Raw genomic sequence first — 13045 nt, forward strand, 5'->3', positions numbered from 1 at the left:
CGCGCCACGGCCGCCCGCGGGCGAGACGCCGGTGCAGACGCTCGCGCGCGTGCTGTCGCGGCGGATCTCGGCGCGGGAGGAGGCCGTGGCGAAGGCGCTCGATCCCGTGCTGCTGCGCGCCTGCGCCCGCTATCTGCTGGCCGAGAGCGGCCGCGACGCGAAGCGCACGCGCGATCCCGTGGCGCATTTCCATCTCTCCAACGGCGCGCGGGTGGAGCGGCTCAATCCGCGCGGCGATGTCAGCGAGAAGGGCTGGCGGGAAAGTGCCGGGATGATGGTGAACTACCTCTACGACCCCGCGAAGATCGAGGACTACCACGAGGACTATGCGGGGGAGGGCAAGCGCGCGGCCTCTTCCGGCGTGCGGAAGCTGGCGAAGGGTTTCGTCTAGGTCGCCGCCCGTCGCGTGGCCTCACTCCGGCCGGACGGAGCTCGTGGCGGGATACGGCGCGACGCCACCCGCGCCATCACAAGACCGCGCGACTCTGTCGCATTCCGGGTCTTTTGGGCAGTTTTCGTATGCGTTTCGGGATTTGGGGGTGCGCTCCGAAGCATGATCCGACTGCCGCCCGTCCTTGTGACCGGCGGACGCGGAGGATCCGGTCATGCCGATGCTTCGGACAATGCTTGCCCCGCTCGCCGCCGCCTGCCTCGCCGTCCCGGTGACGGCCGGCGAGCCTCCCGCCCCCGCCGACCAGGCGCTCCTCGCAACGATCTGGCTGCGGCCCGGGCTTGGCCTCGTTGACCAGGCGGCGCCCGCCCTCTTGATCCTGCCGTCCGGCTGGGCGGCGGGCGACGCCATCGCCGTACTGGTGCCGGGCGGCACGGGGCGAGGGACGCGGGGCGGCCTCGTCGCAGCGCTGCTGGATGCCGGCGCCGCGGTGCTGGAGATCGGTGGGCATCGGCCGGAGGCGCCTGACCTTGCCGCGGCGCTCGAGGTCGGGCAGCGCGACCTCGGTGCCGGCATCCTGGTCGCGATCGGGGACGGTGAAGCCGATGCCGCGCTCCTCGCCGCGGAGGAGGCGCGCAGCGCGACCGGCGGCCGCTACGCGGCGGTGGCGCGGCTCGAGCCTGCCGCGCCGCTCATCCGTTTCGCCGCCGCACCCGAAGCCGAGGACTGGCCGCGGCGCGCGCCGCTGTTCTGCCTCGTCCTCGCTTCCGCCACGCCGCATGCAGGCCGCGGCGCGCTCGCCGCCGCCTGCCAGGACGGGCTGGGGCGGCTGCCATGACACGGGCGCGCCACGCCGCGGCGATGCTCGCCGCCCTGGTTCTCGGCGCCGGCCGCGCCGCCGGTTGCGAGGTGCCGGCGACCGCGCCGGTGCCGCTCTGGCTGGACGACCCGGCACACCCCACTGCGATCGTCATGCTGCCCGCCCTCTGGGCTGCCGGAGACCCGGCCGCGCTGCTGGCGGACGGATCCGCCTTCCGGCTCGGCTGCGCGCATCGCATCGCGGCGCTGCTGCTGGGCGAGGGCATGCTCGTGCTGGCCCATGCCGAGCCTGCCCCCGGCCAAGGCGACGCCCGTGTGGAGGCTGCACTTGCTGCCCTGCACGCGGGCTTCGGTGCGGGCCGCGTGATGCTCGTCTGGCCCGCGGACACGCTGAGCCGGTCGCTGCGCGCGGCCGCGCACGGCCCGCCCTAGCGCCTGATCCGCGAAGGCGGAATCGCCGGAGCGGTGAATCAGCCGCTCAAAGACTGGGCTACAGCGTGATCCTTCAAGGTGGATCACGCTGTAAGCCCCGCAAGGCCGGCCAGGTGTCGCTGCCTTCGGGACTGGTATGGCTTCGCCCCGCCCGCCCGGCCGCCTATGTTGGGCGCGTCGCGGCCGGGCGGGAGAGATCCAGGAATGACCGAGCAGAAGCCGATCAGGCCGGCGCAGGCCATGGACCCCGCGCGCCGGCTCCGCCTGCTGAACCAGGTGCAGCGCAAGCTGCTCTGGCTCTCGGCCTGGATGATCCACCACGCCAATCACATCCGCCCGAACCGCGACGGGCTGAAGGTCGGCGGCCACCAGGCCAGTTGCGCGTCCTGCATCTCGATCATGGCCGCGCTCTATTTCGAGATCCTTCGGCCCGAGGATCGCGTCGCGGTGAAGCCGCATGCCGGCCCCGTGTTCCACGCCATCAACTACCTCCTGGGCCGGCAGACGCGGGAGAAACTGGCGACGCTGCGCGAATTCGGCGGCATCCAGCCCTATCCCTCCCGCATGAAGGACGGGGCGGAGGTGGATTTCTCCACCGGCTCCGTCGGGCTCGGCGTGGCGCTGACCACCTTCGGATCGCTCGTGCAGGACTATGTCCACCTGCATGGCCTGGCGCGGCCGGACGTGCCGAAGGGCCGCCATGTGGCCATCGTCGGCGATGCCGAGCTCGACGAGGGCAACATCTACGAGGCCCTGCTGGAGGGCTGGAAGCACGATGTGCGCAATGTCTGGTGGGTGGTGGACTACAACCGCCAGAGCCTCGACAGCGTGGTGCCGGATCGCCTCTTCGGCCGGATCGAGGGGCTGTTCCGCGACATGGGCTGGAACGTCGTCACGCTGAAATACGGAAGGAAGCTGCAGGCCGCCTTCGCCCGGCCCGATGGCGACGCGCTGCGCCGCTGGATCGACGACTGCCCGAACAGCCTCTACGCCGCGCTGACCTTCCAGGGCGGCGCTGCCTGGCGCAACGCGGTGCTGGCCGATCTCGGCCGCGTGCCCGGCGTGCGCGCCATCATCGACCCGCTGACCGACGACGAACTGGCGGAGCTGATGACCAATCTCGGCGGCCACGACATCGAGACGCTGACGGAAGCCTTCCGCGCCCAGGACGCGGAGGGCGACCAGCCCACCTGCTTCATCGCCTACACGATCAAGGGCATGGGCCTGCCCTTCGCCGGCCACAAGGACAACCATGCCGGCCTGATGACGAAGGAGCAGATGGCCGGCTTCCGCGCCGCGATGCGCATCCGCGAGGGCCATGAATGGGACCCGCATGAGGGGCTGGAGGCGACCGAGGCCGAGCTGCGCGCCTTCCTCGACGCCACGCCCTTCGCCGCGCCGCTGGCGGCGGAAGGCCGCCGCCTCTCCGCCCCGGCCGTGCATGTGCCCGCGAGCTTCGCCGCGCCCCGCGTGCCGGCCGGACGAAAGCTCTCCACCCAGGCGGCCTTCGGCGAGATCCTGGCCGAGCTCGGCCGCGGCCATGGCGAGGCGGCGGAGATCGCCGCGCGCATCGTCACCACAAGCCCGGATGTGACGGTCAGCACCAATCTCGGCCCCTGGGTGAACCGCCGCGGCATCTTCGACCGCCACCAGAAGAATGATGTGTTCCGTGACGCGAAGCTCGCTTCCGCGCAGCGCTGGGGGATGGCGCCGGAGGGGCAGCACATCGAGCTCGGCATCGCCGAGCAGAATCTGTTTCTCGTCCTTTCGGCGCTGGGGCTGTCGCACCAGCTCTACGGCGCGCGGCTGCTGCCGGTGGGCACGGTGTACGATCCCTTCGTCAATCGCGGCCTCGATGCGCTGATCTATGCCTGCTACCAGGATGCGCGCTTCCTGCTGGTGAGCACGCCGTCGGGCCTGACGCTGGCGCCCGAAGGCGGGCAGCACCAGAGCGTCAACACGCCGCTGATCGGCATGGCGGCCGACCGGCTCGCCAGCTTCGAGCCCGCCCATGCGGACGAACTCGCCATCCTGCTCCGCCACGCCTTCGACCACATGCAGAAGCCGGACGGCTCCGCCGTATGGCTGCGCTTGTCCACCCGCGCGCTGGCGCAGCCGGAGCGCCGGCTCGATCCCGCCGCGGTCATCGCCGGCGGCTACTGGGCCGTGCCGCCCGCGCCCGGCGCGCGCATCGCCATCGCCTATCAGGGGCCGGTCGCGCCCGAGGCGTTGGAGGCTTTTGACGAGCTGCGTGCCGAGGAGCCCGGCGCCGGGCTGCTCGCCATAACCTCTCCGGATCGCCTGCATGCGGATTGGCTCGCGGCGCGGCGCGCGCGACGCAAAGGGCAGGCGCGGCGCCTTTCGCATGTGGAGGCGCTGCTCGCGCCCCTCGCGCCGGAGGCCGCGATCGTCGGCGTGCTGGACGGCCACCCGGCGGCGCATGCCTGGCTCGGGGCGGTGCGCGGGCAGCGCGTGGTGCCGCTCGGCGTGGACCGCTTCGGCCAGGCGGGCGACATCCCCGACCTCTATCGCGAGTACGGCCTCGACGCCGCCGCGATCCTCGATGCCTGCGCCGAGGCGCTGCTGCCGGCATGAACGACCGGCCGCGCCGCCCGCGCTGGCTGGACCGCAAGCCGGAGCCGCAGAATGTCGTCGCCGCCTATCGCTGGCTGCTCGGGCGCGATGTCGAGAGCCCGCAGGCGGCGGAACGCCTCGCCGCTGCCGCACTGACCATCGCCGAACTGCGCGAGCGCCTGATGGAGTCGGCCGAGTGTCGCGCGCAGTTCGATCCGATGCGCTGGCGGCCCATGCCGCTCGACACCCCGCCGCTCGAGATCGAGAGCGTGGCGGAGCCGGCGCAGGTGGCCGCCCTGCTCGCGCGGATCGGCCGCGCCTGGAGCGCCATGGGAGAGACCGAGCCGCACTGGTCCGTGCTGACGGATGCGCGCTTCCGCGGCGAGAGGCTGGCCGACAACCTCGCGAGCTTCATGGCCTCCGGCGAGAGCAGCGCAAAGACGATGGCGGCGATGCTGGCACGGCACGGCGTCACGCCTGCGACGCATCCGCGCCTGGTGGAGTTCGGCTGCGGCGTCGGACGGGTGACGCTGCCGCTGGCGCGACGCTTCCCGCGGGTGACCGGCTGCGACATCTCGCCCGGGCATCTGCGTGTGGCGCAGGAGGCCGCCGCGCAGGCCGGGATGGGCGGGATCGCGTGGTGGCAGGTGCGCGCGGATGCGCTGCTGCCGCCCGCACCGTGGGACATCTGGTACAGCCATCTCGTGCTGCAGCACAATCCGCCGCCGCTGGTGCGCCACATCCTGCGCCAGGCCTTCGCCGGCCTTGCGCCGGGCGGTGTCGCGCTGTTCCAGGTGCCGACGCATATCCGCGGCTACCGCTTCGTGGTGGCGGAGTATCTGGCGCGCGAGGGCGATGGCGGGATGGAGATGCACGCCCTGCCGCAGCCCGAGATCTTCGCCCTGGCCGCCGAGGCCGGGCTGCAGGTGCTGGAGGTGCGCGACGACAGCCACCTGACCACGCGCGAGGCCGGGCGCTTCCTGTCCCACAGCTACCTGTTCCGCAGGCCAGGGTGAGCGCGCCGGTCTTCGCGCGCCCCGCCGGTCCGCCTATACGGCGCGCATGAGCGAGACCGGCTCCAAGGACGCGACCGACGCCGCGACGCAGCGGCGCCAGGCCCGCCTGGCCCAACGCCGGGCGGCCCGTTCGGACGCGGCTTCGGACGGGGCGGACCCGCTCTACGCCGCGCCGAGTGCGGCCGATGTGCGGGAGGCCTATCTCTGGCTGCTCGGCCGGCAGCCGGAGGACCAGGGCGTGGTCGGGCGGCTTCTCGCCCGGCTGGAGAGCCGCGCCGCGCTGCGATCCGAACTGCTGCGCTCGGCCGAATTCCGCACGCGCGCCGGCGCCGAGGCCTTCGCCGGCGTCCCGGATGACCTGCCGCCGATGGTGGTCGAGACCGAGGCCGGTCCGGACGATCTGATCGCCCTCTCCGTCGCGCTGCGCCGCGCCTGGGCGCGCCTCGGCGAGAGCGCGCCGCACTGGTCCTGCCTGCCGGAGGCTGCCTTCCGCCCGGATCGCTTCGCCGCCCATCGCCGCGCCTTCCACGCCACGGGCATGGCGGACCGGCGGCTGGTGGAGGGCGTGCTGGCCCGCCACGGCGTCGCGCCCGAGCGTGTCGGCCGGCTGGTGGATTTCGGCTGCGGCGTCGGCCGGGCGACGCTGCACCTTGCGGCCATCTGCCCGGAGGTGGCGGGGGTGGACATCTCGCCGCCGCATCTGGCGCTGGCGCGCGCGGAGGCGCGGGCGCGGGGCCTCGATCACATCGCCTGGCTGCGCGCGCGGCCGGACCGGCCGATGCCGGTGGAGGGCTACGGCCTGTGGTTCAGCCGGGCCGTGCTGCAGCATGTCCCGCCGCCGCTGGCGCGGCACCTGCTGGAGCTGGCCTTCGGCGGCCTGGCGCCCGGCGGGCTGGCGGTGTTCCAGGCGCTGACCCACGGCTTCGGCTATCGCTACGACGCCGCGACGCCGCCGCCGGCCGCGGACAGCGCGCCGGAGGAGATGCATGTCCTGCCGCAGCCGGTGATCTTCGCCGCGGCGGCCGCGGCGGGGCTGCAGGTGCTGGAAGTGCAGGAAGACGCCGCGCCGGGGCTCGACCGCGGGCGTTGGGTGTCGCATCTGTTCGTGGTCGCGAAGCCGGGCTGAATCGTCCCGCCCAGCGTGAAGGGCGGTCTCGGCTTGACATCCTGGCGCGGCGCGGCGACGCCGCATCACGGCGCGGGCGTGGTGGAACGGTAGACACGCTGGATTTAGGTTCCAGTGGCGCAAGCCATGGGGGTTCAAGTCCCTCCGCCCGCATCCCGATATCCTGGCGCCCGATCCGCGAAGGCAGGATCGCCGAAGCGGTTCATGCTGCCGGCGATCAGGCGACGCCCCGGCGCCCGGGACCGGCAGGCGCGCCATCCGCGGGGCCTGCCGGGGGGGGGGGGGGCGCGGCGGGGGGCGGCGGCCCCCCGCGGCCGCGCCCCCCCCCCCCCCCCCCCCCCCCCTTCCTGCGTCCGGCAAGACCTCCTGGCCCGGCATCGCCGCACGGCGCGGTCCGGAGGGCCCCGCCCGTCCCACGGCTTGGCACGGCACGCGGAAGGCCTGACCCTTTCCGCCAGGCGCCGGCCGGGGGCATGGCGGGGGGCGAAGCCATGGAAGCGTTCTTCGCACAAGGTTGGATCGCCGCGCTGCTGCTCGCCGTCCTGGCGACGGAGTTCGTGGTCCTCGTCGCGCGGTACCGGCGCGGGCGGGGCGGCCTGCCGCCGCGCGCCGCGTTGCTGCTGGTGCTGCCCGGCGCCGGCTTCGTGCTGGCGATGCAGGCGGCGCTGTCGGGCGGCCACTGGTCGCTGGTCGCCCTCGGGCTGGCCTTGGCCGGGCTCGCGCATCTCGCCGACCTGCGCGAACGCCTGCGCCGCTGAACCGCGGCACCGGGGCCGGGGGACTGTGATCGCGCCTGGACCCGGGGCGGCGGCGGTCAGCGCCTGAGCGCGGCGCCGAGCGCAAGGCTCGCCGGCACCGCCAGCGCGCAGAGCAGCGCCATCGCCAGGTAGCCGCCCCCGCCGAAGGCGGCGAAGAGCGGCCCGCAGGCCAGCGTCAGCACGCCCATCGGCAGGCCGACGCCGAGCGCCGCGTGGAGCGTCTGCGCCGTCCCCGCCTGATGCGGCGGCACGATGCGACCCAGCACGATCATCGCCGCCAGGTGCTGTGCCCCGAAGCTGCCGGCATGCAGCACCTGCAGCGCGAACAGCGGCAGCGGATCGCTGGTCAGCGCCGTCGCGCCCCAGCGCAACAGCCCGGCCGCCGCCGCGACCAGCGAGAGCCCGACCGGCCCGAGCCTCTGCACCACGCCCCGCCCCCAGAAGAACAGCACGATCTCGGCGACCACGCCGGTGGCCCAGAGCGCGCCGATCAGGCCATCTCCCACGACCGCCGCCTGCCAGTGCAGCGTGCCGAAGGCGTAGTAGAAGGCGTGGCTGCCCTGGATCAGGGCGGAGACCAGCACCAGCCGGCGGAAGCCCGGAATGGCGAGCGGCGCGAGGAAGCCGGCCAGCCCGCCGCGCCCGCCGGCCTGGGGGGCCGCCCCGGCGGGCAGCGCCAGCGCCGCGCGCGCCGTCGCGGCCAGCCCCGCGGCGATCATCAGCGTCGCCGCGTCCGTCCCGAACAGCGCCACCGCCTGACCGCCGGCCAGCGCGGCGAGGATGAAGGCGACCGACCCCGCCGAGCGGACACGGCCGTAATCGAAGCCCTCGCGCCGCGCCGCGGCCACGGTCGCGGCGTCGGTCAGCGGCACGACCGGGGCCATGGCGATGCTCAGTATCGCATAGGCCAGCAGCACCAGCGCGAAGCCGGAGGCGGCAAGGAAGCCCAGCGCGGCCAGCGTCGCGCCCGCGGCGCCGAGCGCCAGCACGATGCGCGGCCCGCCCAGCGCATCCGCCAGCCGCCCGCCCAGCGGCCCCGCGACGAGCCGGAGCGCGGAGCCGATGGCCAGCGCCGCCGCAACCTCCGTCGCCGTCATCCCCCGCGCCGTCAGCACGGCCGGCAGGAAGGGCAGGATCACGCCGAAGGCGAAGAACTGCGCGGCGAAGAGCAGCGCGTGTCGGGAAGCCGGGCTCACCGCGCCGAGGCTGCCCGCCGGGCCCGAGGTTGCCAAGGCGCCCCTGCCGTGCGACGCGTCCCCACCCCCGACGGACCACGCAACACCTCACGATGTCCGACCGAACGATGTTTCCCGCGCGGGTGCGGGCCGTGCTCGGCCCCACCAACACCGGCAAGACCCATCTCGCCATCACGCGCATGCTCGCGCATGCCTCGGGCATCATCGGCTTCCCGCTGCGCCTGCTCGCGCGCGAGAACTACGACCGCATGGTCGCGGTGAAGGGCGAGCGCCATGTCGCGCTGATCACCGGCGAGGAGAAGATCGTCCCGCCGGAGGCGCGCTGGTTCGCCTGCACGGTGGAGGCGATGCCGCTGGACCGCCGCGCCGAATTCGTGGCGGTGGACGAGATCCAGCTCTGCGCCGACGCCGATCGCGGCCACATCTTCACCGACCGCCTGCTGAACGCGCGCGGCATGGTCGAGACGATGTTCCTGGGCGCGGAGACGATCCGCCCGCTGCTGCAGCGACTGGTGCCCCAGGCCGAGATCGAGACGCGGCCGCGCCTGTCGCAGCTGACCCATGCCGGCGCCGCGAAGCTCACGCGGCTGCCGCCTCGCTCCGCCATCGTCGCCTTCAGCGCCACCGAGGTCTATGCCATCGCCGAGGCCGTGCGCCGGCGCCGCGGCGGCTGCGCGGTGGTGATGGGCCGCCTCTCGCCGCGCACGCGCAACGCGCAGGTCGCGCTCTACCAGAACCGGGAGGTGGATTTCCTGGTCGCGACGGATGCGATCGGCATGGGCCTCAACATGGACGTGGACCATGTGGCCTTCGCCAGCTTGCGCAAGTTCGACGGCCATGCGCTGCGCGACCTGACGGCGCAGGAAGCGGCGCAGATCGCCGGCCGCGCCGGCCGCGGCATGCGCGACGGCACGTTTGGTACAACCGCCGACTCCCCGCCAATCCCGGACGAGATGGCCAAGCAGATCGAGAACCACGCCTTCGAGCCGCTGGCGCAGCTCGCCTGGCGCAACTCCGATCTCGACTTCGCCAGCGTGGACGGGCTGCTGGCCTCGCTGGCCGCGCCGCCGCCGGCGCCGGGCCTCGCCAAGGGCAACGACGCGGTGGACCACATCACCCTGCACGCCCTGGCGCGGGAGGCGGAGATCCGCGACCTCGCGCAGGGCCGCGCCCGCGTGCGGCTGCTGTGGGAAGCCTGCCAGGTGCCGGATTTCCGCAAGATCGCGGATGACAGCCATACGCGCCTGTGCGGCAAGATCTTCGGCCATCTCGCGAAGGAAGGCCGGCTGCCGCAGGAATGGGTGGCGGGCTCCATCGCCGGGCTCGACAACACCGAGGGCGACCTCGACACGCTGATGGCGCGGCTGGCGAATATCCGGGTCTGGTCCTATGTCGCCGCGCGCGCCGACTGGATGGACGATGCCGCGACGCATCAGGCGGAGGCGCGCAAGGCGGAGGACAACGTCTCCGACGCGCTGCACGAACGCCTGCTCGCGCGCTTCGTGGACCGTCGCGCGGCGCATCTGATCCGCAGCCTCGACGATTCCGAGAAGGAGCTGCTCTCCGCCGTCACCCGCCAGGGCGAGGTGGTGGTGGAAGGCCACACGGTCGGCCGCGTGAAGGGCTTCCACTTCGAGCCCGACCCGGCGGCGACGGAGGCCGAGGAGAAGCGCCTGGTGCTGCGCGCCGCGCGCCGCGCCCTGCGCGAGGAGATGCCGCGCCGGCTCGCGGCGCTGGAGATGGCGAAGGACGAGGCGTTCAGCCTGACGCCGCAGCATCGCGTGATGTGGGACGGCGCGGAGGTCGCCCGGCTGCGCCCGGGTCCGGAACCGCTGAAGCCGCATGTGGACCCCGTCGCCAGCGAGTTCCTGGACAACGCCCAGCGGGAGCGCCTGCGCGGTCGGATCGCGCTCTGGCTCGAATCCCTGGTGAAGAAGGAGCTCGGCACGCTCGCCGCGATCGAGGCCAAGGCCGCCGAGGACAACACGCTGCGCGGCCCCGCCTTCCGGCTGCGCGAGGGCATGGGTCTGGTGCCCGGCGCCACCGAGCGGGAGGTGGCGGCCGAGCTGCGGGCACGGCTCAAGGCCATCGGCATCCGCGCCGGCCGCTACGCGCTCTATGTGCCGGAGGTGCTGAAGCCGCGGGCGATGGCGCTGCGCGCCCAGCTCTGGGCGCTGCGCCACCACCTGCCGACGCCGGCCCTGCCGAATCCGGGCCTGGTTTCGCTGACGCTGCCCGAGATCCCGCAGCCACCGCCCGAGGATCCGCAGGCGCCGCGCCCGCCGGAAAGCTGGCCGCCCGGCTTCGCGCCCTTCATCGGCTGGCTGCAGGCCGGCCATGTGCTGCTCCGCCTCGATGTGGTGGAGCGCGTCGCCGGGGAACTCGGCCACCTGACACGCCGCGCGCCCGCGCCGCTGCCCGAGGGCCTCGCCTCCCGCCTCGGGCTGAAGGGCGACGTGCTCGGTATGGTGCTTGAGGCGATGGGCTTCCGGCTGATCCCCTCGGTTCCGCTCGAGGAGGGCCAGTTCGGGCCGCCGCTGCCGCCCCGGATCGGCACGCAGCGCGCGGAACGCCCGCCGCGCCGTCCGCCACAGCCCGAGCGCGCCCAGCCGGCGCGGCAGGAAGCGCCGCGCTGGGATCCCGCCGTCATGTTCGGCCCGCCTGTCCCGCGCGAGCTGCGCGGTCCCAGGCCGGATCGCGGCCCGCGGCGCGACCCGCGGCGCGAGGGGCCGCACCCCGACCGGCCGCGCCAGGATCGGCCGCGACCCGACAGTGCGGCGCCGGACGGCGCGCCACCGCGCCGCGACGATCGAGGCCCGCGCCCCGATCGCCCGCGCTTCGACGCTACCCGCCAGGACGGGCTCCGGAAGGATGGACCGCGCCAGGATGGGCACCGCCAGGACGGAGCGCGTGCCGACGGCGCGCCCCGCGAGGGGCGGCGCGACGATCGGGGACCGAGGCCGGACCGCCCCCGCTTCGACGGGCCGCGCCGCGACCGGGATCGCGAGCGGGACGGCGACCGGGCACCGCGCGAATACCAGTCGGGCCCGAAGGCGGATTCGCCTTTCGCCGTGCTGGCGCAGTTGAAGCTCAAGAAGGACTAGCGGGGCCATGCATGGATGCGGCGCATTCATGCCGCCCGGCCGCCCCGGGCCGCGCGCCTGACATGCGGCGCGCCGCGGCATGACGGCGGAGGGCGCAGCCGAGTGGCAGCGGCTCGACCTCTGGCTTTGGTGTGCGCGGCTTGCCAAGACCCGGGCGGATTGCGCCCGCCTGGTCGCCGCCGGCGGGGTGCGGCTCAATCGGCAGCCGACCGACAAGGCGCATGCGCGGCTGCGGGTGGGCGATGTGCTGACGCTCGCGCTGCACGGGCAGATCCGTGTCTGGCGCGTCGCGGCGCTGGCCGGGCGCCGCGGGCCACCGGCCGAGGCGCGCGCGCTCTACGAGGACCTGTCCGACGAAAGTCGGTAGTGGCCCGGGGCGGCTTGCATGACGCGGCGCAACAGGCCAATTCTGCGCGGCCGGGCCGGCCGCGCGACATCGCGGTGCCCGTGCCGTGCCGGAGGCTCAAGTGACCTACGTCGTCACCGAGAATTGCATCAAGTGCAAGTACATGGATTGCGTCGAAGTCTGTCCGGTGGACTGCTTCTACGTCGGCGAGAACATGCTGGTGATCCATCCGGACGAATGCATCGATTGCGGTGTCTGCGAGCCCGAGTGCCCGGCTGAGGCGATCCTGCCGGATTCCGACGACAAGGCCGCGGCCTGGGTCGAGTTGAACCGCACCTATTCGACGCAGTGGCCGAACATCACCCGAAAGGGCGAAGCGCCGGCCGATGCGGATGCGTGGAAGGACAAGCCCGGCAAGCGCGACCTGTTCAGCCCCGAACCCGGCAAGCCCTGACGCGCCGCCCTCGCCAGCGGCGCGCCCGCGGCCCGGCTCGCCGGCGGGGAGGTCGCGGGGGGCGGGGGGCCCCCCCCCCCCGCGGCGGGCCCCCCCCGCCCCCCCCCCCCCCCCCCGCGGCGCCCCCGCGGCCCGGATCGCCGTCGTCAAGGGCGCGGGCGCGGTGGCCCGCACCCGCCCGGCTCATTCCCCGCGGCGCGCCGCACCACGCCGCCAACCGGCGCGGGGGTGGCAAAAAGCGCGCGATTGCATTATCTTTTCAACGGGATCGGATAAAGGTTACAGCTTCGGATGCAGATCCGGGCGTAATCTGTCGTGTGCCTCCACGAGCCCTTGCCGGGACCGTGATGCGGGTGCGCGAGACCGGCCCGTCGGCGGGTGTCCGAGGCGCCCCAGCGCATCGGCAGGAATGAGCGGGTAACGCGATGAAGGCAAGCGCCCAGTCGAAGGCCGGCCGGACCGCCAAGGGCGGGACGAAGGCCGTTCGGCCGAGCAGGCCGGCGGCAAAACCCGCCCGAAGCGGCAAGCCGCCCGCCAAGCCGAAGGAAAGCGCCTCCTCGGGCCGCACCGCCGCCAGGGCTGCCCCCCCGAAGACAGCCCCCGCGCGAAGCGCCCCCGCGAAGACAACGGTCTCGAAGACAGCGATCTCGAAGGCGGCGGGCTCGAAGACAGCGATCTCGAAGGCGGCGGTCTCGAAGGCGGCGGGCTCGAAGGCAGCCCCGCCCAAGCCGGCCGCCAAGCGGCCCGCCGACCCGCCCCGGCGGCGCGGGCGGCCGCGGCGCAGGCGGCCCAGAAGGCGGGCGCCCGCCCGGCGCCCCAAGCGCGGGGG

At 74.1% G+C, this 13045-nt stretch carries 12 protein-coding genes and 1 tRNA gene; 11 read left to right on the forward strand and 2 right to left on the reverse strand.

Annotated elements, in window-relative coordinates:
* The 8 genes from AC1MIR_RS20950 to AC1MIR_RS20985 all read left to right on the forward strand — a co-directional run.
* On the forward strand, positions 1 to 391 hold a 391-nt coding region (locus AC1MIR_RS20950; RefSeq protein ID WP_480030116.1), incomplete at its 5' end, for a malonyl-CoA decarboxylase domain-containing protein.
* Between the two features lie 220 nt (positions 392 to 611).
* On the forward strand, positions 612 to 1229 hold the full coding sequence (locus AC1MIR_RS20955; protein ID WP_480030117.1) for a hypothetical protein: 618 nt from the start codon (positions 612 to 614) through the stop codon (positions 1227 to 1229).
* A 23-nt stretch (positions 1230 to 1252) separates the two neighbouring features.
* Positions 1253 to 1642, forward strand: coding sequence for a hypothetical protein (locus tag AC1MIR_RS20960; protein WP_480030118.1), 390 nt, complete (start codon positions 1253 to 1255; stop codon positions 1640 to 1642).
* 204 nt (positions 1643 to 1846) lie between these two features.
* Positions 1847 to 4237: a 1-deoxy-D-xylulose-5-phosphate synthase N-terminal domain-containing protein gene (locus tag AC1MIR_RS20965; protein WP_480030119.1), complete on the forward strand. Its 2391-nt coding sequence runs from the start codon at positions 1847 to 1849 to the stop codon at positions 4235 to 4237.
* Positions 4234 to 5232 carry a class I SAM-dependent methyltransferase gene (locus AC1MIR_RS20970; RefSeq protein WP_480030120.1) on the forward strand — a complete coding sequence of 333 codons (999 nt, stop codon included), beginning with the start codon at positions 4234 to 4236 and terminating at the stop codon, positions 5230 to 5232. Before AC1MIR_RS20965 ends, AC1MIR_RS20970 begins: the two co-directional genes overlap by 4 nt.
* Before the next feature lie 46 nt (positions 5233 to 5278).
* A complete protein-coding gene (locus AC1MIR_RS20975; RefSeq protein ID WP_480030121.1) occupies positions 5279 to 6358 on the forward strand; it encodes a class I SAM-dependent methyltransferase in 1080 nt (359 codons plus the stop codon).
* Positions 6359 to 6430: 72 nt separating this feature from the next.
* A tRNA-Leu gene (locus tag AC1MIR_RS20980) sits at positions 6431 to 6511 on the forward strand.
* Positions 6512 to 6849: 338 nt separating this feature from the next.
* Positions 6850 to 7116, forward strand: coding sequence for a hypothetical protein (locus tag AC1MIR_RS20985; RefSeq protein WP_480030122.1), 267 nt, complete (start codon positions 6850 to 6852; stop codon positions 7114 to 7116).
* A 56-nt stretch (positions 7117 to 7172) separates the two neighbouring features.
* On the opposite strand, the gene AC1MIR_RS20990 is transcribed toward AC1MIR_RS20985, so the two are convergent.
* Positions 7173 to 8348, reverse strand: a complete 1176-nt coding sequence (locus AC1MIR_RS20990; protein WP_480030123.1) for an MFS transporter — start codon at positions 8346 to 8348, stop codon at positions 7173 to 7175.
* A gap of 56 nt (positions 8349 to 8404) precedes the next feature.
* Between AC1MIR_RS20990 and AC1MIR_RS20995 the strand changes: the two genes are divergently transcribed.
* From AC1MIR_RS20995 to fdxA, 3 genes are all read left to right on the forward strand, one after another.
* Complete coding sequence (locus AC1MIR_RS20995) at positions 8405 to 11416, forward strand: helicase-related protein (protein WP_480030124.1); 3012 nt, start codon at positions 8405 to 8407, stop codon at positions 11414 to 11416.
* A 79-nt stretch (positions 11417 to 11495) separates the two neighbouring features.
* Positions 11496 to 11783: an RNA-binding S4 domain-containing protein gene (locus AC1MIR_RS21000; protein ID WP_480030125.1), complete on the forward strand. Its 288-nt coding sequence runs from the start codon at positions 11496 to 11498 to the stop codon at positions 11781 to 11783.
* Positions 11784 to 11883: 100 nt separating this feature from the next.
* The gene (gene fdxA, locus AC1MIR_RS21005; RefSeq protein ID WP_480030126.1) at positions 11884 to 12216 is read left to right on the forward strand and encodes a ferredoxin FdxA; all 333 of its coding nucleotides are present in this window, start codon (positions 11884 to 11886) and stop codon (positions 12214 to 12216) included.
* Positions 12217 to 12475: 259 nt separating this feature from the next.
* Here fdxA and AC1MIR_RS21010 read toward each other — a convergent pair.
* Positions 12476 to 13045, reverse strand: a 570-nt coding sequence (locus AC1MIR_RS21010) for a hypothetical protein (protein WP_480030127.1), incomplete at its 5' end; no start/stop codon positions are given.

It is taken from the genome of Falsiroseomonas sp. RANM36 (assembly GCF_056682175.1).